Annotated in this window: 20 protein-coding genes; 15 read left to right on the top strand and 5 right to left on the bottom strand. The window is 72.3% G+C overall.

Translation table 11 applies throughout. The features are described from left to right. Positions 1 to 9: 9 nt before the first annotated feature. The 3 genes from DEJ49_RS36705 to DEJ49_RS03590 form a co-directional block, all read right to left on the bottom strand. Complete coding sequence (locus DEJ49_RS36705) at positions 10 to 135, bottom strand: hypothetical protein (RefSeq protein ID WP_263398775.1); 126 nt, start codon at positions 133 to 135, stop codon at positions 10 to 12. A gap of 78 nt (positions 136 to 213) precedes the next feature. Then, complete coding sequence (locus DEJ49_RS03595; RefSeq protein WP_190329259.1) at positions 214 to 996, bottom strand: PadR family transcriptional regulator; 783 nt, start codon at positions 994 to 996, stop codon at positions 214 to 216. 41 nt (positions 997 to 1,037) lie between these two features. Next, positions 1,038 to 2,591 carry a bifunctional phosphatase PAP2/diacylglycerol kinase family protein gene (locus tag DEJ49_RS03590; RefSeq protein WP_150182347.1) on the bottom strand — a complete coding sequence of 518 codons (1,554 nt, stop codon included), beginning with the start codon at positions 2,589 to 2,591 and terminating at the stop codon, positions 1,038 to 1,040. A gap of 185 nt (positions 2,592 to 2,776) precedes the next feature. Here DEJ49_RS03590 and DEJ49_RS03585 point away from each other — a divergent pair, with 185 nt between their 5' ends. Further along, the gene (locus tag DEJ49_RS03585; protein ID WP_150182346.1) at positions 2,777 to 3,571 is read left to right on the top strand and encodes an SDR family NAD(P)-dependent oxidoreductase; all 795 of its coding nucleotides are present in this window, start codon (positions 2,777 to 2,779) and stop codon (positions 3,569 to 3,571) included. 103 nt (positions 3,572 to 3,674) lie between these two features. Then, positions 3,675 to 4,700, top strand: coding sequence for an alpha/beta fold hydrolase (locus DEJ49_RS03580; protein WP_150182345.1), 1,026 nt, complete (start codon positions 3,675 to 3,677; stop codon positions 4,698 to 4,700). 35 nt (positions 4,701 to 4,735) lie between these two features. Here DEJ49_RS03580 and DEJ49_RS03575 read toward each other — a convergent pair whose 3' ends face one another. Further along, positions 4,736 to 5,530, bottom strand: a complete 795-nt coding sequence (locus tag DEJ49_RS03575; RefSeq protein ID WP_150182344.1) for a helix-turn-helix domain-containing protein — start codon at positions 5,528 to 5,530, stop codon at positions 4,736 to 4,738. Positions 5,531 to 5,828: 298 nt separating this feature from the next. Here DEJ49_RS03575 and DEJ49_RS03570 point away from each other — a divergent pair, with 298 nt between their 5' ends. From DEJ49_RS03570 to DEJ49_RS03520, 11 genes are all read left to right on the top strand, one after another. Then, the gene (locus DEJ49_RS03570; RefSeq protein WP_150182343.1) at positions 5,829 to 7,553 is read left to right on the top strand and encodes a dihydroxyacetone kinase family protein; all 1,725 of its coding nucleotides are present in this window, start codon (positions 5,829 to 5,831) and stop codon (positions 7,551 to 7,553) included. 46 nt (positions 7,554 to 7,599) lie between these two features. Then, entirely contained in the window at positions 7,600 to 8,505 is a 906-nt protein-coding gene (locus DEJ49_RS03565; RefSeq protein ID WP_150182342.1) for a helix-turn-helix domain-containing GNAT family N-acetyltransferase, read from the top strand. A 91-nt stretch (positions 8,506 to 8,596) separates the two neighbouring features. Next, a complete protein-coding gene (locus DEJ49_RS03560) occupies positions 8,597 to 9,172 on the top strand; it encodes a TetR/AcrR family transcriptional regulator (RefSeq protein WP_150182341.1) in 576 nt (191 codons plus the stop codon). 39 nt (positions 9,173 to 9,211) lie between these two features. Further along, positions 9,212 to 10,414 (top strand): GDSL-type esterase/lipase family protein, encoded by a 1,203-nt coding sequence (locus tag DEJ49_RS03555; RefSeq protein WP_150182340.1) that lies wholly within the window; start codon positions 9,212 to 9,214, stop codon positions 10,412 to 10,414. 84 nt (positions 10,415 to 10,498) lie between these two features. Then, positions 10,499 to 11,635 (top strand): LLM class flavin-dependent oxidoreductase, encoded by a 1,137-nt coding sequence (locus tag DEJ49_RS03550; protein ID WP_150182339.1) that lies wholly within the window; start codon positions 10,499 to 10,501, stop codon positions 11,633 to 11,635. Between the two features lie 635 nt (positions 11,636 to 12,270). Further along, positions 12,271 to 13,062 (top strand): alpha/beta hydrolase, encoded by a 792-nt coding sequence (locus DEJ49_RS36285; protein ID WP_223832711.1) that lies wholly within the window; start codon positions 12,271 to 12,273, stop codon positions 13,060 to 13,062. Between the two features lie 81 nt (positions 13,063 to 13,143). Beyond that, the gene (locus tag DEJ49_RS03540) at positions 13,144 to 14,547 is read left to right on the top strand and encodes a DUF6421 family protein (protein ID WP_150182337.1); all 1,404 of its coding nucleotides are present in this window, start codon (positions 13,144 to 13,146) and stop codon (positions 14,545 to 14,547) included. A 26-nt stretch (positions 14,548 to 14,573) separates the two neighbouring features. Continuing rightward, the gene (locus DEJ49_RS03535) at positions 14,574 to 15,314 is read left to right on the top strand and encodes an SDR family NAD(P)-dependent oxidoreductase (RefSeq protein WP_150182336.1); all 741 of its coding nucleotides are present in this window, start codon (positions 14,574 to 14,576) and stop codon (positions 15,312 to 15,314) included. A gap of 35 nt (positions 15,315 to 15,349) precedes the next feature. Beyond that, positions 15,350 to 16,420, top strand: coding sequence for a threonine aldolase family protein (locus tag DEJ49_RS03530; RefSeq protein WP_150188026.1), 1,071 nt, complete (start codon positions 15,350 to 15,352; stop codon positions 16,418 to 16,420). An 87-nt stretch (positions 16,421 to 16,507) separates the two neighbouring features. Then, positions 16,508 to 17,104, top strand: a complete 597-nt coding sequence (locus DEJ49_RS03525) for a transglutaminase-like domain-containing protein (RefSeq protein ID WP_150182335.1) — start codon at positions 16,508 to 16,510, stop codon at positions 17,102 to 17,104. A 13-nt stretch (positions 17,105 to 17,117) separates the two neighbouring features. Continuing rightward, entirely contained in the window at positions 17,118 to 17,792 is a 675-nt protein-coding gene (locus DEJ49_RS03520) for a B3/4 domain-containing protein (RefSeq protein WP_150182334.1), read from the top strand. Positions 17,793 to 17,818: 26 nt separating this feature from the next. Here DEJ49_RS03520 and DEJ49_RS03515 read toward each other — a convergent pair whose 3' ends face one another. Continuing rightward, entirely contained in the window at positions 17,819 to 18,547 is a 729-nt protein-coding gene (locus tag DEJ49_RS03515; RefSeq protein WP_150182333.1) for a lysophospholipid acyltransferase family protein, read from the bottom strand. A gap of 177 nt (positions 18,548 to 18,724) precedes the next feature. Here DEJ49_RS03515 and DEJ49_RS03510 point away from each other — a divergent pair, with 177 nt between their 5' ends. Together DEJ49_RS03510 and DEJ49_RS03505 are read left to right on the top strand one after the other, a co-directional pair. Continuing rightward, positions 18,725 to 19,099: a thioredoxin family protein gene (locus DEJ49_RS03510; protein WP_150182332.1), complete on the top strand. Its 375-nt coding sequence runs from the start codon at positions 18,725 to 18,727 to the stop codon at positions 19,097 to 19,099. A gap of 244 nt (positions 19,100 to 19,343) precedes the next feature. Beyond that, positions 19,344 to 19,853, top strand: a complete 510-nt coding sequence (locus tag DEJ49_RS03505; RefSeq protein WP_150182331.1) for a flavin reductase family protein — start codon at positions 19,344 to 19,346, stop codon at positions 19,851 to 19,853. Positions 19,854 to 19,991: the final 138 nt, after the last annotated feature.

Raw genomic sequence — 19,991 nt, 5'->3', positions numbered from 1 at the left:
TGTCGCAGCCTAATGGCCCGCCTCGGTGACGGAACCGTGCGGACGGGGGCCGGTGGACTCCTCGGATCTGGTTCCCGCGATCCCCAGGAGGAGGCCGGTGATCAGGGCGGCGACAAGGACGGCACGGGTGCTCACGGGTGCGCTGCTCCGCATGGCGGGGGGACGGCTGACCCCACCCGTCCTACCGGCACCCCCGCCACCGCGGCGAGCGCGTCACCCTGGCGTGGGCGAGTCCTTCACGCATTGACCGGGTGGCAGCGGGGGTTGACCGGGCGGCAGCACCGGTTGACCGGGCGGGGGCGGGACGGGCTCTTCCGCGGCGGCCGGGCGGCGCGCGGCGGACCCGCACGGCGCCTCGGCGTCTCCGGTCCCGCCCCGCGCCGCCAGCTCCGACAGATCGTCCAGCATCGCCTCCGCGAGGCCCACCTCCGCCTCAAGGCGCCGCTCGCTCCACCGCAGCGCCACCTGGGGATGCGACCACGCCCGCGCCCCGTCCGCGCCCTCCGCCCGCGCCAGCGCGTCCCTGACCTCCGTCAACTCGGCCCCGGTCCGCGCGATGTGCTCGGCCACGAGGTCCCGCAGCCGGTCGGGGGCGGTGAGGTGGCCGAGCCAGACGCGCAGCAGCAGCGGATGCTTGAGGACGGGCGGGCCCACGTCCCGCCCGGCGTCGGCCCAGGCGGACAGCGCGGCACGGCCCGCGTCCGTGATGGCGTACGCCCGCTTCGTGCGGGGCGCATCCGGCCCCGAGCGGCGCGACGTGGCGTACCCGAGCGCTTCGAGGCGGCGCAGCTCGGCGTAGATCTGGCTGATGGCCGGCGACCAGTAGAAGAAGCGGAGGGAGGCGTCCGCCCACTTCTTCAGCTCGTACCCGGTCCGCTCCCCGGGAAAGGAGAGCAGCCCGAGCACGGCCCACGCGGTCGGCGGCAACCCCGCACCGCCCTCGGCGGACACCGTGCTGCCGTACTGCTGATGCGAGGTCGTTCGACGGGCCGCCATAGGGCGCATTGAAGTGAAAGGGGTGCGGCGGGCGCAAGGGATCAGGCAGCAGGCCCCCGCCTCGGCTGCCGGTTCGCCGCCAGCGTCAGCGTGCGGGCCCGCTGGGCGATCTCGTCCAGCTGGGCCGCCGGGCTGTACACCGTCAGCGCGGAGCGCAGCTTGTCCAGGAGCAGGGCATCCGGCGTCGGCGCGGTCTCGCCGTCGTACGCGAGACCCGTCACGTCCTCAAGGCCGCTGATCCGCAACTCCTCGACGCGTTCGGCGCGGAACACCCGCGAACGCCGCAGCGCACCGCCGAACGCGGAGAGGGCGACGCGCGACCGGGCGAGCGGCGCCTCCGCGTCGACGGTACGGATGTCGAGGAGGCCGTCGTCAAGGCGCGGCCGGTGCGTGAGCGCGAGGCCGTCCGGCACGTACTGGCCGTTGCCCGCGAAGAGCAGCCACAGCACACGGTCGTGGCCGTCGAGCCGGATCCGCAGCGGCGCCGCGGTCCGCAGCACCTCGACGAACGACACGGCCGCGGCGGGCCACTTGCCGATGCGCCCCTCCAACTTCTCGCGCTTGCGCACGAGTTCCGGATAGATGCCGATGCTGAACGTGTTGACGAAACCGGCGACCTCCCGGCCCTCCCCGTCCCGCACCCGCGCCAGATCGACGCGGACCGCCTCGCCCCGCGCGACGGCGTGCGCGGTGTCCTCGAAAGTGGGCGTGCCCACGTCCAGCGCGAAGTGGTTCAACGTGCCGCCGGGGAACACCGCGAGCGCGAGCCCCGCCTCCGCGGCGCGCCGGGCCGTGGCGTTCACCGTCCCGTCCCCGCCGCACACGCCGAGCACCCCGGCCGCCCCGGCGGCCCGCGCCACCGCCTCGTCCAGGATCGCGTCGAGGTCGTCGCCAGGACCGCACGCCAGGATCTCCGCCTTCGGCAGCAGCAGCTCCAGATGCTCACCCGCCGGCAGACGCCCCGGAACGCCCTTCCCGGAACCGGAGTTGAGGACGACGACGAGCCCCTCGCCCTCGGGCAGAGCGGGCGCCTCCACCCGGGTGCGGCGGAACTGGGCGGGCTGGGGGTGCGGCGGCCACCAGTAGCAGGTCACCGCGGCCGCCGCCGCGCCGAGCACACAGCCAGCGAGCACGTCGCCGGGGTAGTGCACCCCCACGTACACCCGGGAGAACGCGACGGCCGCGGCGACCGGCGCGATCAGCGCGCCGTACCGGGGTGCCTCCAGCGCCACCCCCACCGCGAACGCCGCCGCCGACGCGGCGTGCCCGGACGGGAACGACGACGTCCACGGCGCCTTGGAGAGCCGTCGCATCGCGGGGACGGTGGTGAGGACGGGCCGACGCCGGCGCACGGCGTACTTGGCCACCGCGTTCGTCGTCACCGAGGCCAGCGCGAGGGCGCCCACCCCGCGCCGCGCGGCGCGCTTGGCCGCCGGGCCACCGACGACCGCGAGGGCGGCGGCCGTGCCGAACCAGAGCCGCCCGTGGTTCGCTGATCTGCTCAGCGGCGGCAGCACCTGCTCCGCGCCGGGCAGCCGCGCCGACGCCACCCGCTCGAACCACCGCCGGTCGATGCTCCCGATCCGCCGTTTCATCGACTCACTCGCTTCATGGCCTTGCTCGCTTCATGGGCTCACTCGAACAGGGCGACACGGCGGGGGCCCGTGATGCTCCTCCGAACGGTGTACGTGGTTCAGTCTTGGGAGCGGCCCCGACCACAGGGGAGTGGGCAACAGAGGCACGTCACAGGGCAGGACAGGAACTCCAGGAGGTACACACCGTGCTCGTCGACCTTTCCGGCAAGACCGCTCTCGTCACCGGCTCGACCCAGGGAATCGGCGCGGCGATCGCCGTGGGCCTGGCGCGGGCGGGCGCCCAGGTCGCGGTCAACGGGCGGTCCCGCGACTCCGTGGACGCCGCCGTCGACCGGCTCAAGGGGGAGTGCGACGGCGCCGGATTCCTCGCGGCGCCGGGCGACATCTCCACCGACGAGGGCGCGCGGCAGGTCTTCGACGCCGTGCCGCGGGCGGACATCCTCGTGAACAACCTCGGCATCTTCGGCGCCGAGGCCGCCCTCGGCATCACCGACGACGAGTGGCGCCGCTACTTCGAGGTCAACGTACTGACCGCCGTGCGGATGATCCGCCACTACCTGCCGGGCATGAAGGACCGCTCCTGGGGCCGCGTCCTGAACATCGCCAGCGACTCGGCGCTCGTCACGCCCGCGGAGATGATCCACTACGGCATGTCGAAGACCGCGCTGCTCGCCGTGTCGCGGGGCTTCGCGAAGGAGGCGGCGGGATCCGGCGTCACCGTCAACTCCGTGATCGCGGGGCCGACGCACACCGGAGGCGTGGAGGACTTCGTCTACGAACTGGTCGACCGCGCGCTGCCGTGGGACGAGGCGCAGCGGAAGTTCATGACCGAGCACCGGCCCCAGTCGCTGATCCAGCGCCTCATCGAGCCGGAGGAGATCGCCAACATGGTCGTCTACCTCAGCTCCCCGCTGGCGTCGGCGACGACGGGCGGCGCGGTGCGCGTCGACGGAGGCTACGTGGACTCGATCGTTCCGTAGCAGTCGGCCGGCGCTCTTTTGCCGGAACGGCAACGAAGATCGTCCCGCCGCGGCCGCGCGTCGCATGCTCGGGGCACGTCGTCGCCGGAGCAGAGGAGCGCCCATGTCGTCCACGCAGTCGCAGACCTTCCCGTCGTCCACCGAAGGCCTGACCCACCGTCTGGTCCCCTCGCCCGCGGGCCGCGTGCACCTGGTGGAGCAGGGCGAGGGACCCCTCGTCCTGCTCGTCCACGGCTTCCCCGAGTCCTGGTACTCCTGGCGCCACCAGCTGCCCGCCCTGGCCGCGGCCGGATACCGCGCGGTCGCCGTCGACATGCGCGGCTACGGCCGGTCGTCGCGCCCCGCGGACGTCGCCGCGTACCGGATGCTCGACCTCGTCGAGGACGGCGTCGCCGTGGTGCGTGCGCTCGGCGAGGAGGCCGCGGTGGTCGTGGGGCACGACTGGGGCGCGACCGTCGCCGCGCACTCCGCCCTCGTCAGGCCCGACGTCTTCCGCGCGGTCGGGCTGCTGAGCGTCCCGTACACGCCGCCGGGCGGTCCGCGGCCCCGCGAGGTGTTCGCCGGGATGGGCGGGGACGAGGAGTTCTACGTCTCGTACTTCCAGGAGCCCGGCCGTGCCGAGGCCGAGATCGAGCCCGACGTGCGCGGCTGGCTCGCCGGTTTCTACGCCGCCCTCTCCGCGGACACGATGCCGGGTCCCGACGCGCCGGACCCGCACTTCGTGCGCCGCGGCGGACGGCTGCGGGACGGGTTCCCCGCGGTGGCGGCGGCTTCGGGCGCGCGGCTGCCCGCGTGGCTCGACGAGCGCGACCTCGACGTCTACGCCGCGGAGTTCGAGCGGACCGGCCTCACCGGCGCCCTCAACCGCTACCGGGCCATGGACCGGGACTGGGAGGACCTCACGCCCCGCTTCGCCGGGGCCCCGGTCCGGCAGCCGTCCCTGTTCGTCGGGGGCGCCATGGACGCCTCGACCACATGGCTCGCCGCCGCGATCGAGGCGTTTCCCGACACCCTGCCGGGCCTGCGCTCCTCGCACATCCTCGACGGCTGCGGCCACTGGGTCCAGCAGGAACGCCCCGACGAGGTGAACGGGATCCTGACGGACTGGCTCGACGCGTTGGGCGACTGACGTCGTGGCTTCCGGGGGCCCGGGGCCGTCCGTCCTCAGGGAAACGTGACCGCCGGGTCGACCGGGGTGAGGACCAGCCAGCGCAGCGCCGTGTCGCCGAAGCGTCCGTACGCCGCGACGCGCACGTCGACCGGGTCGGGCGCCACCAGCGGGAAGTACATGGGGAGCGCCGCGTCGTCGTGGGGCGCCCGGACGTCCGCCGTACGCTCCCACAGCTCGGCGACGCCCGGCTCGCGCCGCACGGTCCGCACCACGTCGTCCAGGCGTTCGTTGTCCGGCCAGCGCTGCCAGGCGAGGCGCAGCCGGCCGAGCAGCGGGCCCGCCCACCTGGCGTCCCAGTCGTGCAGCTGGTACCGGGCCTCCGCGGAGAACGCCCACGTCATGACGTTCGCGTCCGGGCGGGCGAGCCAGGGGCAGTGGCGCGCCGCCACGGCGTTGACGGCGAGCACGTCCCAGGCCTGGTCGCAGATCCAGCTCACCCGGCGCTGCTGGTGCAGCAGATCGAGCATCGCGTCGTCGGGCCGCGCGCTCCCGGCCCGGTAGCGGGGCGGCTGGTGGCCGGTGCCGCGGTGGAGGGCGGTCGCCTGGCCGGGGGAGAGGTCCAGGATCCGTACGACACCGTCGATCATCTCGCGGGCGTACTTGCGGTCCTCGCCCCGCTCCAGGGCGCGGTACCAACGTTCGGAGACCCCGAGCAGCAGGGCCATGTCGAGCTGGGTGAGGTAGGAGCGGTGGCCGCGGAAGGGTACGGGGTCGGGGAGGAGGGCCGGGTCCCGCGCCATCCGCCACGCACGCAGCATCCGCCCGAGGTCCTCGCGTCGCGCGTCCACCAACTGTAAAGACCTCGCAAAGATGAAGCTGTCGTACGGGGGTGCCGCGCGCCCTTCGCCGATCTCGGCCCGGGCCGGTGCACGGTGTCAGCCTCGCACATGCCGGCCGGGACCGGAACGCGAGCGTGCCGGTATCGGGGCGTGCCGACCTTGGCGCGGGGTGCGGAGGCAGGGTGGGCGCGTCGCCGCCCGGTCCGGTCCGGAACTCCGGAGTTCCGGGTGCGGCGCGTACGCCGCGAGGACACCCTCGGACTCGAGGACACCCTCGGCCACGAGCACACCCTTGGAGAGTTCAACGATGAGCCACTTCCTGCCGGAGATCGATGCCGTGCTGACCGCCGCCCGAGGGCTGGCCCTGGCGCACCCCGGCTTGATCGAGGTGAACGACAGCCCGCTCTACCTGCGGGCCCGCGACGCCGACCCGGCCCGCACGGTCGCCCTCGTCTCCGGCGGCGGCTCCGGCCACGAACCGCTGCACACCGGGCTCCTGGGGCGGGGCGGCCTGGACGCCGTCTGCCCCGGCGAGATCTTCGCCTCCCCGCACAACCGGCAGATTTACGAGGCGAGCGCGGCGGCCGCGAAGAGCGGCGGGGTCCTGCACATCGTCAAGAACTACACCGGTGACGTGATCAACTTCCAGATCGCGGCCGAGCGCCTGCGGCACGACGGCATCCCCGTCGCCACCGTCCTGGTCGACGACGACCTGGCCACCGACAGCGCCGACAGCGCGACAGGCCGCCGGGGCACCGCCGCGACGGTCGTCGTCGAGAAGCTCCTCGGCGCCGCCGCCGACCGGGGCGCCACGCTGGAGGAGCTCGCCGACCTCGGACGGCGCGTCGTCGCCCGCTCCCGCAGCATCGCCGTCGCCGCCCGCGCCCAGACCTCGCCCACCACGGTGAACCCGGCGTTCGAGCTGGACGAGGGCACCCTCGACTACGGCGTCGGCATCCACGGCGAGCGCGGCATCCGCACCATCGCGCGGCCCGCGACCTACGACCTCGTCCGGCGCATGACCGACGACCTCCTGGACGCGCTGCCCGACGGGCCCGACGACGTGCTCGCCCTCGTCAACGGTCTCGGCGCCACCACCGAGCTGGAGCTCAACGCCATCGCGGTGCTCCTGAACGACGAGCTCACCGCCCGCGGCCTCCGCCCCGTCCTCGTCGTCCCCGGCACCTTCACCGCCGCCCTGGACATGGCCGGGTTCTCCCTCACCCTCACCCGGCTCGAAGACGGCTGGGCCGAGCTGTGGACCACCCCCACCCGCACCCCGCTCGTCCTGCCGCGCCCCATCGAGGGTGCCGTCGGCGGCGAGAACCCCGAGTCGCCCGTGCGGACGCCCGCGAACACCCCCGCGGCCGCGCCGCGCGAAACCGGCGACCGCGCCCTCCTCGACCGCTACGCCCTCACCGTCACGCAGGTCCGCGACAACCTCACCAAGCTCGACCAGCTCGTCGGCGACGGAGACTTCGGCGACAACCTCGCCGGAGGCGTCCGCCGCGCGGTGAAGCTGGCGGACGAGACCGGCATGGACGGCACGGCTGCGCTCGCCGACGCCTTCCTCAACGACGTCGGAGGCACCAGCGGCCCCCTGTTCGGCCTCCTCTTCCAGCACCTGGCCGCCGCCTCCCCGGCGGACGGCGGTGCCCCGACGGCGGCCGCGCTCGCGGAGGCCGCCGAAGCCGGCCACGCCGCCATCCACCGGGTGGGCGGCGCGGTCCCCGGCGACTGCACGCTGGTCGACGCCCTCGCGCCCGCCGCCGAGTCCCTGGCCGCGGCCCGGGACGCGGACGCCCCCGAGGCACCGCTGACCGAGGCCGCGCAGGCCGCGATCCGCGGCGCCCTCGCCACCGCGTCGCTGCGCCCCCGCCGCGGCCGCGCCAGCTACGTCGGCGACCACGCGCTCGGCGTGCCGGACCCGGGCGCCCTGGCCGTCGCGCTGCTCTTCATGGCCCTCGCGGACATCCACGAGCCGGCGACGGCCCCGCGCCTGCCCGCACCCGGCCACATCACCGTCATCTGACCAGAAGGTCTGACGTCGGCGTCCATTCTCTGACTAAGGTCAGAGGATGGACGCCGAACGGATCGAACACGTCAGTCAAGTACGGCGCTTCAATCGCACCGTCACCGAACGCGTGGGCGTGCTGCACGACAGCTATCTGGGCCGCGACCGCCCCATCGGCGAGGCCCGGCTGCTCTGGGAGATCGGGGAGCGGGAACAACAGGACGTGCGCAGGCTGCGCGAACGTCTCGGGCTCGACTCCGGCTACGTGAGCCGCCTGCTGCGCGCCCTGGAGTCCGACGGCCTGGTGGCCGTGGAGCCGCACCCCCGCGACCGCAGGGTCCGCACGGTACGGCTGACCGAAGCGGGCCGCGTCGAACGCGCCCTCCTCGACGAGCGCAGCGACGAGCTCGCCGGCTCCCTCCTGGAGCCGCTGAACACCGCGCAGCGGGCCCGGCTCGTCGCCGCCATGGCGGAAGTGGACCGGCTGCTCACCGCCTCGACGGTCACCCTGGACGCCGTCGACCCCGGCCACCCGGACGCCGAGTACTGCCTGCGCTCGTACTTCACCGAACTCCAGGAGCGATTCGACACCGGCTTCGACCCCGCGCAGAGCCTGCTGCCGGACGCGGGTGGGCTGCGGCCGCCGCACGGCCTGTTCCTGGTGGCCAGGGCGCACGGCGAGCCCGTGGGCTGCGCCGGGCTCAAGCTGCCGGCCGGCGCCCCGGCCGAGATCAAGCGCATGTGGGTGGCGCCCGCGGCGCGCGGCCTCGGTCTCGGCCGCCGCTTCCTCGCGGAGCTGGAGGGACTGGCGGCCGGGGAAGGTCGCACCGTCCTGCGCCTCGACACCAACAAGGCGCTCGACGCGGCCATCGGCCTCTACCACTCCTGCGGCTTCGAGGAAGTACCCGCGTTCAACGACGAGCCGTACGCGCATCACTGGTTCGAGAAACGGATCGGGTGCGCCGCCTAACTTCGAGGCCGGTTTGCCTAAAGCCTTTAGGTAGTTCCATAATCGGTTAAGCCGGTAGAGGGATGGGCAGAGGCCGAGGAAGGGATGCGTCATGGTGCGCGTAGGGCTGACCACGGAGCGTCTGGTCCGGGCAGGGGCCGAACTGGCCGACGAGGTCGGCTTCGACCGGGTGACCGTCTCCGCGCTCGCGCGGCGCTTCGACGTCAAGGTCGCGAGTCTGTACTCGCACGTGAAGAACTCCCAGGACCTCAAGACCGGCATCGCCCTGCTCGCGCTCGCGGAACTCGCCGACCGCGGCGCCGACGCGCTGGCCGGACGGGCGGGCAAGGACGCGCTGGCGGCGCTGGCGAACGTCTACCGCGACTACGCCCGCGAGCACCCGGGCCGGTACGCCGCCGCCCAGCTCCGGCTCACCCCCGAAGCCGCCGCAGTCAGCGCGGGCGGCCGGCACGCGGAGATGACGCGGGCGATCCTGCGCGGGTACGAGCTGACGGAACCGGACCAGACGCACGCGGTCCGCCTCCTCGGCAGCGTCTTCCACGGCTACGTGAGCCTGGAGCTCGGCGGCGGGTTCAGCCACAGCGCACCCGACTCCGACGAGACATGGACGCGCGTCATCGACGCTCTTGACGCCCTGTTGCGCAACTGGCCCGAACCGGCCGTCTGATCCACACACTTGATCAACAGCTTGAAACAGGTTGAGGCAATGCACACGGACGACATCCACTCCACCCATCACGCCGACCCCTCCTGGACCACCACGCCCGTCACCGCGGAGCTGCTGCGCGGCGCCCTCGACGTGGAGCGCACCCAGCACGGCGTACTGCCGCACCGGCTCCCTGCCCGGGCCCGTGCCCAAAACACCGACGGACAGCTCGCCATGGCCGAGTCCCAGCCGTCCGGCGTACGCCTGGCGTTCCGCACCCGCGCCACCGCGATCGAACTCGACACGCTGCCCACCAAGCGGTCGTACGTGGGCGCACCGCCCCGCCCGGACGGTGTCTACGACCTGCTCGTCGACGGCCGCCCGGCCGGCGCGACGACCGTCGAGGCAGGCCACGTCCTGACCATCGACATGACCGCGGGCACCGCCGAGCGCAGCACCGGCGAGCCCGGCACCGCGCGGTTCGCCGGACTGCCCGACGGCATGAAGGACATCGAGATCTGGCTGCCGCACAACGAGACCACCGAACTCCTCGCGCTGCGCACCGACGCCCCGGTGGAACCCGCGCGCGACACCGGCCGCAAGGTCTGGCTGCACCACGGCAGCTCGATCAGCCACGGCTCCGACGCCGCGAGCCCCACCACGATCTGGCCCGCGCTCGCCGCCTCGCGCGGCGGTGTGGAGCTGATCAACCTGGGCCTCGCGGGCAGCGCCCTGCTCGACCCGTTCACCGCCCGCACCCTGCGCGATACCCCCGCGGACTTGATCAGCGTCAAGCTCGGCATCAATGTGGTCAATGCCGACCTGATGCGGCTTCGCGCCTTCGCGCCCGCGGTGCACGGATTCCTCGACACCATCCGGGAGGGCCACCCGGAGACGCCGCTCTTGGTCGTCTCGCCCATCCTGTGCCCCATCCACGAGGACACCCCCGGCCCCAGCGCACCGGACTTCAGCGACTTCGGAGAGGGCCGCCTCAGGTTCATGGCCATGGGTGACCCCGCTGAGCGTGCGAGCGGCAAGCTCACCCTGAACATCATCCGCGACGAACTGGCCCGGATCGTGAAGCAGCGCTCGGCCGACGACCCGAACCTGCACCACCTCGACGGCCGCGACCTCTACGGCCCCGCGGACATCGCGGAACACCCCCTCCCCGACGACCTCCACCCGGACGCCGAGACGCACCGCCTGATGGGCGAGCGTTTCGCGGCGAAGGTCTTCACGGCGGGCGGAGCTTTCGGCGGCTGAGTGGGCTGTAACCCTTGCGACTTCGCGAACTGACGGTTAGTCATATGACTAACCGTCATACGCGACTCGCTCTCTGGAGGGCACGTGAAGTTCTCCGTCATATTCGAGGCACAGCTCGCCGATCCGACCGTCGAACGCGAGCACCAGGTCATCCACGACAGCGTCGAACAGGCCGTGCTCGCCGAGGGGATGGGGTTCGACCGGGTCTGGGCGGTCGAGCACCACTCCTTGAAGTGGTACGCGCACATGAGCGCACCGGAGATCTTCCTGACCTGGGTCGCCGCCCGCACGCGCACCATCAGGATCGGGCACGGCGTGGTCTGCATGCCGTTCAACTTCAACCACCCGGCCCGGGTCGCCGAGCGCGCCGCCATGCTGGACCTGCTCTCCGGAGGACGGCTCGACCTCGGCGCGGGGCGCGGCGGCACGGAGCAGGAGACGTCGCTCTGCGGAGTCGACAGGGAACGTACGACCCAGGAGGTCGAGGAAGCGCTCCGGATCATCGGGAAGGCCTGGGAGAAGGAGGAGCTCGAGCACCACGGCGAACTCCTCGACATCGGCCCGCACCCGATCCTGCCGCGGCCGAAACAGACGCCGCATCCGCCGCTCTTCCTCGCCTGCAGCAGGACCGAGACCCTCACGCAGGCGGCCGAACTCGGTGTCGGCGCCCTGGTGATGGGGTTCGCGGGACCCGAGTCGATCGCCGAAATGCGGCAGGCGTACGACGCGGCCGTCGCCGCCCGCACCGGCGCCCGTTGCGTGTCGAGCGTCGTCAACGACCACTTCTCCGTGCTCTGCCCGACGATCGTGCTCGACGACCGGGAGACCGCGCGGCGCGTCGGCATCCGCGGCCAGCGGTTCTTCGCGCAGTCCATCGGCCACTGGTACGGCGGGGCGGGACTCCCCGACGAGGCAGTCGTGGAGGGCGGCGACGAGGCCGAGGAGATGCGCAGAGCCGCCGAACAGGTCGTCGCGCGCCTGCACGAACAGAACATCCCGGTACGCCCCACCTCGACCGCCACGTTCAACGCCGACCACGCCTACGGCACCGCGGACGACGCCATCGCCTACGTGGAACGCCTGCGCGACGCGGGAGCCGACGAGATCATGTGCCTCATCCAGATGGGCACGGTCCCCCAGGAGGCCTGCCTGGAGACGCTGCGCCAGTGGGGCGAAAAGGTCATCCCCCACTTCCGCACCCAGAAGCCGACCCCGAACTGATGCGCAACGCCAAACCCAACAGGCCCACCCGCGACAGGCCCGAACCCGACCGGCCCGAACCCGACCGGCCCGAACCCGACCGGCCCGTCCCTGACAGGCCCGCCCCCGACGGGCCCGTCCCTGACAGGCCCGCCCTTGACAAGCCCTTCCCTGGCCGGCCCGTCCACGACAGGCCTGTCCCTGATAGGCCCGTCCCTGACCGGCCTGCCCGTGACCGGCCCGAACCCGACGGGCCTGCCCCTGATAGGCCTGTCCCTGACCGGCCCGAACCCGACAGGCCAGCCCCTGATAGGCCCGTCCCTGACCGGCCTGCCCGTGACCGGCCCGAACCCGACAGGCCTGCCCCTGATAGGCCCGCCCCTGACCCGCCCGCCCTCGACCGGCCCGTCCCTCACCGGCCCGCCCTCGACCGGCCCACCCCTCATCGGCCCACCCCCGACCGCCTCGACCCCCTCGCCCGCCCCCTCGTCGACGTCCTCGCCCGTGCCTTTCCCGACCTCGGCGGCGCCGTCACCGACGCGGTGGAGGCCCGTCGTGTCCTCGCCGCCGCGCCCGCCTCCCGTAAGGCACCGCCCGCCGTCGGTGCCGTTGTGGATCGGACCGTTCCGGGGCCGCCGGGCGCGCCTGAGATTCCCGTGCGCGTCTACGCGCCGGACCCGGACCGGCACCCGATGGCGCCCCGCCCCACCGTCGTCTTCTTCCACGGCGGCGGCTACGCCCTCTGCGGGCTCGACTCCCACGACGCCACCGCCCGCGCGCTCGCCGCGCGTTCCGGAGCCGTCGTGGTCTCCGTCGCGTACCGGCTCGCGCCCGAGCACCGGTTCCCCGCGGCCGTCGACGACGCGTACGCGGCGCTCCGCTGGGCGGCGGGGGAGAGCGCCGCACTCGGAGGCGATCCGGGCGCCGTCGTCGTCGCGGGGGACAGCAGCGGGGGCGGGCTCGCCGCCGCCGTGGCGCTGCGCGCCAGGGACGCGGGCGGCCCCGCCGTCGCGCTGCAGGTGCTGTTCTACCCGCTGCTGGACGCCGCCCAGGACACGGACTCGTACCGCGAGAACGCGCACGGCTACTTCCTGACCGCCGCGCACCTGCGCTGGTTCTGGCAGCAGTACTTGGGCGCCGACGGCCAAGACGCACACCCGTACGCCTCACCGCTGCGCGCCCCCGACCTCCACGGCCTGCCGCCCGCGTACGTCGTCACGGCCGGCTGCGACCCGCTGCGCGACGAAGGGCTGGCCTACGCGGCCCGTCTGCGGGCGGCCGGCGGGCACGTCACCGCGGCCCACTTCCCGCACATGTTCCACGGATTCCTCGGCTTCCCCGACCTGCTCCCCGAAGCGGTGCGGGCGATGACCGGTGCGGCAGAAGCAATCGAGTCGACAGGAGACCGCAGGAAAAACAGCGGCGGAAGTGGGGGTGGCGCAGGATAATTTCCCGAGGCCCCTCTTGTCGCGGAGAACCTCGCACGCATACGGTGTTCTGACGCGAGGTTCTCCCGTGGAGGATGGGACATGACGGAAATTCTTGTGCAGTCGGGTATCGAGGGTGCGGTTCCTTCCGCTGCTGGGCGGGTGGTGGACCACCCCGCGTGGCCGGTGCTCAAGGACGCCGTGGAGACCATCCGGCCCTGGCAGTCGGCGGACGGCTCCATCGACTTCGAGGCGGACGGCGCCCCGGCCAAGGGCATCGCCGAACTCACCGTCGACCGCGTGATATCCGCGGTCGATGAGCTCTCCCCGCTCGTCCCGCACGACGCCGCGTACCACCGCGCGCTCGTCGCCGACCTGCGCCGCTGGGCCGAGACGGGCTTCCAGGTGCCCGACTTCCTCGACTCGCTGCTGGCCTTCCAGCCCGCCGCGCACCGCGAGGACGGCCTGCAGCACCTGGTCGTCTTCCCGATGTACACGCAGAACGGCAACCCCGACCGCAACTTCGAGGCGGTCGTGCTGCGCATGGTCTGGCCCGACTGGCTGGCCGAGCTGGAGCGCACGCGGTACGACAATCCGCTCTTCTGCGGCATCACCTTCGAGGACTTCACCGCCGGGTACGACACGAACTCGGCCGTCCTCTTCCCCGAGACCATCGCCGTGCGCGAAGCCCCCGAGCGCTTCTCGTGGGGCGGCATCTTCTGCGACCGCGAGGCCGCACGCTTCCGTCGCGTCACCGAGGCCGCCGTGGACCTCCTCGGGCTCGAACTGCCCGACGACATCCGCGAGATGGTCGGCGACCAGGACCGCTGCCAGCAGGCGTTCGTCCTGTGGGACATGGTCCACGACCGCACCCACAGCCACGGCGACCTGCCGTTCGACCCCTTCATGATCAAGCAGCGGCAGCCGTTCTGGATGTACGGCCTGGAGGAGCTGCGCTGCGACCTCACCGCCTTCAAGGAGGCCGTGAAGCTGGAGGCCGAGGGCGTCCCGCAGGCCCGCGACGTGCAGTACGCCGTCCTCTTCGACCGGATGTTCCGCTTCCCGGTCACCGGTGACCGCGTCAAGAACTACGACGGGCTCGGCGGCCAGCTCCTCTTCGCGTACCTCCACAAGCACGACGTGCTCCGCTGGACCGACAACCAGCTCCGGATCGACTGGGAGCGCGCGCCGGAGATCACCAACCAGCTGTGCGGCGAGATCGAGGACCTGTACCGTGCGGGCATCGACCGCCCGAAGCTGGTCCACTGGTTCGCCGCGTACGACCTGGTGTCCCGCTACCTCGCCCCGCACCCCGGATCGCGCTGGGCCAAGGGCCCCGAGGCCCTGGACACCTCGCTTCCGCCGCGCAAACTGGTCGACGAGGTGCTTCCCGACGAGTTTCCGCTCAGCATGTTCTATGAGGCGCTCTCCAAGAAGCTGAAGCACGTGATCGCCTCCACCAAGGGGATCACCGCTACTTCGGGCGCCGAGAAGGTCGCCGCGTGAGCGGCCGCCAGGAGGAGGCGAGGACCATGTCCGCACTCGATGGAGCCGTGGTCGCCGTGGCCGGAGCGGCCGGGCCGGCGGGGCGCGCCACCCTGCTCAGGCTGGCCGAGGCCGGAGCCACCGTCGTGGCGTCGGACGCCGACGCCGCGCGCCTGGCCGAAGCGGTGGACGCCGCACGGTACGCGCACGGCGGGGCCACCGTCATCGGCGACACCGTCGACCTCCTCGACCTGGACGCCGCCCGGGAGTGGGCGGCGCGCACGGAGAAGGAGTTCGGACGGGTCGACGGCCTGGTGCACCTGGTGGGCGGCTGGCGCGGCAGCAAGAACTTCGCCGAGACCGACCTCGCCGACTGGGACCTCCTCGAGAAGCTCCTGATCCGCACCGTGCAGCACACCTCCCTCGCCTTCGAGGGCGGCCTGCGGCGCAGCGACCGCGGGCGCTACCTGCTCATCAGCGCCGCGGGCGCCTCCAAGCCGACCGCGGGCAACGCCGCGTACTCCGCGTCGAAGGCGGCCGCCGAGGCCTGGACGCTGGCCCTCGCCGACGCCTTCCGCAAGGCGGGGGGCGAGGACGGGCCGCGTGCGGCGGCTGCGATCCTGGTGGTCAAGGCGTTGGTGCACGACGAGATGCGCAAGGCTCGACCCGACGCGAAGTTCGCGGGTTTCACGGACGTCAAGGAGCTGGCCGAGGCCGTCGCCGGCGTCTGGGAGAAGCCCGCAGGAGAAGTGAACGGAAACCGTCTGTGGCTGACCGAGAAGCCGTGACCGCACGCGACACGACCGGTCGTGACCGAGAAGCCGTGAACCCGCCGAAGACCGACGCCCGCCGCCACCACGACCCGGACGTCCGCGGCTTCGCCAGCGACAACTACGCGGGCGCCCACCGCGAGGTCATGGCGGCCCTCGCGCTCGCCAACGGCGGCCACCAGATCGCGTACGGCGAGGACGACTACACGGCCAACCTCCAGCAGGTGATCCGCGGCCACTTCGGCCCCACCGCCGAGGCGTTCCCGGTGTTCAACGGCACGGGCGCCAACGTCGTCGCGCTCCAGGCGGTCGCCGACCGCTGGGGCGCGGTGATCTGCGCCGAGTCCGCGCACATCAACGTGGACGAGGGCGGCGCGCCCGAGCGCATGGCGGGCCTCAAGCTGCTCACCGTGCCCACGCCCGACGGCAAGCTCACCCCCGAGCTGATCGACAAGCAGGCGTTCGGCTGGGACGACGAGCACCGGGCCATGCCGCAGGTCGTCTCGATCGCGCAGAACACCGAACTGGGCACGCTGTACACGCCCGACGAGATCCGCGCGATCTGCGACCACGCGCACCAGCTCGGCATGAAGGTGCACCTCGACGGCTCCCGGATAGCCAACGCCGCGGCCGCCCTCGACGTGCCCATGCGGACGTTCACGAACGCCGTCGGCGTCGACATCCTGTCGCTCGGCGGCACGAAGAACGGCGCGCTGTTCGGCGAGGCCGTCGTGGTCATCAACCAGGACGCCGTCCGGCACATGAAGCACCTGCGCAAGATGTCGATGCAGCTCGCGTCGAAGATGCGTTTCGTCTCGGTGCAGCTGGAGGCGCTGCTCAGCAAGGACCTGTGGCTGCGCAACGCGCGTCACGCCAACGAGATGGCACAGCGTCTCGCGGAGGGCGTCCGCTCGGTGCACGGCGTGGAGATCCTCTACCCCGTGCAGGCCAACGCGGTCTTCGCCCGCCTCCCGCACGACGTGAGCGAGCGTCTGCAGAAGCGGTACCGCTTCTACTTCTGGGACGAGGCGGCGGGCGACGTCCGCTGGATGTGCGCGTTCGACACGCGCGAGGAGGACGTCGACGGGTTCCTCGCGGCGCTCAAGGAGGAGATGGCTCGCTGAGCCCACCCAGCGAGGGTGCTGCATAGTTATGCGCTCGACCGTAAAGTAATTGACGTACGGTCGGGCGTATTCCTATGCTCCCGTGGCATGCAGCTGACCCAGGAAAAACCCGACCTGTCCGCGTACTTGGCCGCGGACGAGGTCGTCGACCACCACCATCCCCTGGTCCGGGAAGTGGCGGCAGATCTCGCAAAAACATCCGCGGATACGTACGCCTACGCACGCGCCGCCTTCGAGTACGTGCGCGACGCCATCCCGCACTCGCAGGACACGGGCCGCATGGAGGTCCCCTGGCGCGCCTCCGACGTCCTGCGCGAACGCACCGGCATCTGCACCGCCAAGTCCCACGCCCTCGCCGCCCTGCTGCGCGCCGAGGACATCCCCACGGGGTTCTGCTATCAGCGCCTGCGGGACGACAACACCAGCGGCTACTCCCTGCACGGCCTGGTCGCCGTACGCCTCGACGGCGCCTGGCACCGGCAGGACCCGCGCGGCAACCTTCCGGACGGCGTCGACGCGCAGTTCGCGATCGGCGAGGAGCGGCTGGCCTGGCCGGTGGATCCGGAGTGCAACGAAGTGGACTATCCAGTCCTCTATGCTGAACCGAGTCCCGTGGCGCTCCGTGCGCTCAAGGAGGCCAGGGACCGACTGCACCTCTGGCAGACCTACCCCGCAGAACTGTGAGGCACGACGGACCATGACCCTCCACCTGACCGTCTCCGACGAGGTCCGCGCCCTCGCGCCCGACTTCACCCACGTCGTCATCGAGGCCCGCGGGCTGGTCAACGGACCCGGCACCGACGCCACGGAGGCCCTCCTCGACGACGCGGCCCGTCGCCTCGCCGCGCGGCTCGAAGGGCGCGCCCCGCACGAGGACCCGCACATGGCCGCCTGGCGCGCCGCGTACACGGCCTTCGGCGCCAAGCCCTCGCGCACCCGCAACTCCGCCGAGGCGCTCGCCAGGCGCGCCCTCGCGGACGGCGGCCTGCCGCGCATCAACCTTCTCGTCGACCTCTACAACGCCATCAGCGTGGCCCACCTGATCCCGGTCGGCGGCGAGGACCTGGACCGGATCAAGGGCGGCATGCGGCTGGTGCGGGCCACCGGCGACGAGGACTTCGTGACCGCCGCCGGGGGCGGCGTCGTCGAGCACCCCGACGCGGGTGAAGTCGTCTGGTGCGACGACGAGGGCGTCACGTGCCGCCGCTGGAACTGGCGCCAGGGCCCGCGCACCCGGCTCACCGAGGAGTCGGTGAACGCGGTCTTCCTGCTGGAGGGCATGGGCCCGGACGCGGGCCTCGACGCGGCGGGCGCGGAACTGGCCGAGCTCCTGGAGAAGTTCAGCCCGGGCGCGGACATCACCGTCCGCTGAGGGGCGCGAGCGAAGAAACGGGGCGGTCAGCCCGCCTCGGCCGCCTTGACCTCCGCGGGGGTCGGCGCCGTGCCGCCGAGGTGCGCGGGCATCCACCACGTGTCGTCCGGCCCCTTGGGGCGTACGGGATAGGCGCGCTGCGCGGCCTCCAGGAGCTCCTGGCAGGCCTCGCGCAGCCGCCGGGTGATCGCGCCCGCGTACTGGTCCTTCGGCGCCTCCACCGGCTCGCCGACGCGGATCGTGATCGGGATGTGGCTGCGCTTGAAGTTGCGCGGGTGCCCCTTGGTCCAGAGCCGCTGCGTGCCCCACAGCGCCATCGGGATCAGCGGCACGCCGGCTTCCTGGGCCAGTCGCGCGGCGCCCGACTTGAACTGCTTGAGGGTGAACGACTGCGAGATCGTCGCCTCGGGGAAGACACCGATGATTTCCCCGGAGCGCAGCGAGTCCAGCGCGTGCGCGTACGCGGTCTCGCCCTGCTCGCGGTCGACGGGGATGTGCTTCATTCCGCGCATCAGCGGCCCGGAGATCTTGTGCCGGAACACCGACTCCTTGGCCATGAACCGCACCAGGCGCTTCTGCGGCAGCGCGGCGAGACCGTCGAAGATGAAGTCGAGATAGCTGATGTGATTGCTCACCAGGACCGCGCCGCCGGAGCGTGGGATGTTCTCCGACCCCTTGCAGTCGATCTTGAGGTCCCATGCCTTGAACAGTGTTTTCGCGGCACCGATGACGGGACGGTAGACAAGCTCTGCCATGGGTGGGGAGGGCCCTTCGTTTTCTGCCTGGGGAGGGGGGTCCCGGCATCAAGTTACGCAGCCGTAGGTTTTTCGGCGTTGCGCAGATCGTGCCCCATCAACGGACGGCTGACCAGCCTTGGTGCCGCCCATACGGGAGATTCTCGTCACGTCGGAATCATTTGGGGCGCATGAACGCTGTACTGCGGAGCGCATTGGTGCAGGAATGACAGGGTGGAGGCGCACGTGCGGGGACAGGAGGCCGGGCGGCGGCTCGGCGCGGCGGACATCGGGGAGCGGCTGGGGGAGCGGGCGACGCTCGTACAGTTCTCCAGCGCCTTCTGCCAGCCCTGTCGCGCGACGCGCAGAGTGCTCGCGGACGTGGCCACCATGGTGCCCGGCGTGACGCACGTGGAGATCGACGCCGAGGAGCGGCTCGGTCTCGTACGGGAACTCGGCGTCCTCAAGACCCCCACCGTGCTGGTCCTCGACGCGGCCGGACACGTGGTCCGCCGGGCCGTCGGGCAGCCCCGCAAGGCCGACGTGATCGCCGCGCTCGGCGAGGCCGTATGACGCGCCGACCCGCAGGTCACGGCGGGCGGGACGCCCCCGCGGCAGTGATCCATCTTTCATATTCCGAAACAGGCTTGACTGCACCCGGCATCTATCGCGAGCCTGCTTGCATGCCCCGGGACCTCCTTCTGTACGAGCGCGTCCACGTGGACCTCGGCCGCCACGCCAGCGCCCGCTGTCCGCAGTGCTGAGCAACGACGCCTCCGCTCGCACCTCCGGCAATCCCCGGCAGAAGGACAACTCCATGACGGCATCGCCTGCCCTCAGCACGCCCCGGCTCGCCACCCCCGATCTGCTGCGCTCGGTCTTCCGGCAGCACGCCGCGGGGGTCGCCGTGATCACCGCCGCGCACGGCTCCCGGCCCGTCGGCTTCACCGCCACCTCGCTCGCCTCGGTCTCCGCCGAGCCCCCGATGCTCTCGTTCGGCATCGGCACCGGCTCCTCCTGCTGGCCCGCGGTCTCCGAGGCCGACCATGTCGGCGTCCACATACTCGGCGAGCACCAGCGGGACCTCGCCGCCACGTTCGCCCGCAGCGGAGCCGACCGCTTCGGCCCGCCCACGAGCTGGCGCGAGGGACCCGAGGGCGTTCCCGTCCTCGACGGCGCGCTCGCCTGGCTGGTCTGCCGGATCGTGGCCCGCGTGCCCGCGGGCGACCACCGCATCGTGCTCGCGCAGGCGGTCGTCGGCGACGGCACGGAAGAGGGCCGCCCGCTCCTGTACCACCACGGGCGCTTCAACGCGTTGCGTGACTGAAAGTTCCCGTCGGGAGGGCCCGCCGCCCGATTACGGAGCGTTGGGAAGGTCACAGTTCAAAGCGCTTGCTCAGGGGGAATGAACTGGGTGTACTCATGAGTAATATTTCGGGAGGAGCGCGGGCCGCCCCGACCGGGA

The organism is Streptomyces venezuelae, from assembly GCF_008642335.1.
Classification (GTDB): domain Bacteria; phylum Actinomycetota; class Actinomycetes; order Streptomycetales; family Streptomycetaceae; genus Streptomyces; species Streptomyces venezuelae_F.
This window is presented reverse-complemented; position numbering and strand designations above follow the sequence as displayed.

Coding starts and splice junctions, on each gene's coding strand:
- DEJ49_RS03505 (WP_150182331.1), top strand. CDS start 19,344: ATGACGGCATCGCCTGCCCTCAGCACGCCCCGGCTCGCCACCCCCGAT.
- DEJ49_RS03590 (WP_150182347.1), bottom strand. CDS start 2,591: ATGAAACGGCGGATCGGGAGCATCGACCGGCGGTGGTTCGAGCGGGTG.
- DEJ49_RS03570 (WP_150182343.1), top strand. CDS start 5,829: ATGAGCCACTTCCTGCCGGAGATCGATGCCGTGCTGACCGCCGCCCGA.
- DEJ49_RS03595 (WP_190329259.1), bottom strand. CDS start 996: ATGGCGGCCCGTCGAACGACCTCGCATCAGCAGTACGGCAGCACGGTG.
- DEJ49_RS03540 (WP_150182337.1), top strand. CDS start 13,144: ATGACGGAAATTCTTGTGCAGTCGGGTATCGAGGGTGCGGTTCCTTCC.
- DEJ49_RS03560 (WP_150182341.1), top strand. CDS start 8,597: ATGGTGCGCGTAGGGCTGACCACGGAGCGTCTGGTCCGGGCAGGGGCC.
- DEJ49_RS03555 (WP_150182340.1), top strand. CDS start 9,212: ATGCACACGGACGACATCCACTCCACCCATCACGCCGACCCCTCCTGG.
- DEJ49_RS03565 (WP_150182342.1), top strand. CDS start 7,600: ATGGACGCCGAACGGATCGAACACGTCAGTCAAGTACGGCGCTTCAAT.
- DEJ49_RS03535 (WP_150182336.1), top strand. CDS start 14,574: ATGTCCGCACTCGATGGAGCCGTGGTCGCCGTGGCCGGAGCGGCCGGG.
- DEJ49_RS03515 (WP_150182333.1), bottom strand. CDS start 18,547: ATGGCAGAGCTTGTCTACCGTCCCGTCATCGGTGCCGCGAAAACACTG.
- DEJ49_RS03580 (WP_150182345.1), top strand. CDS start 3,675: ATGTCGTCCACGCAGTCGCAGACCTTCCCGTCGTCCACCGAAGGCCTG.
- DEJ49_RS03520 (WP_150182334.1), top strand. CDS start 17,118: ATGACCCTCCACCTGACCGTCTCCGACGAGGTCCGCGCCCTCGCGCCC.
- DEJ49_RS03525 (WP_150182335.1), top strand. CDS start 16,508: ATGCAGCTGACCCAGGAAAAACCCGACCTGTCCGCGTACTTGGCCGCG.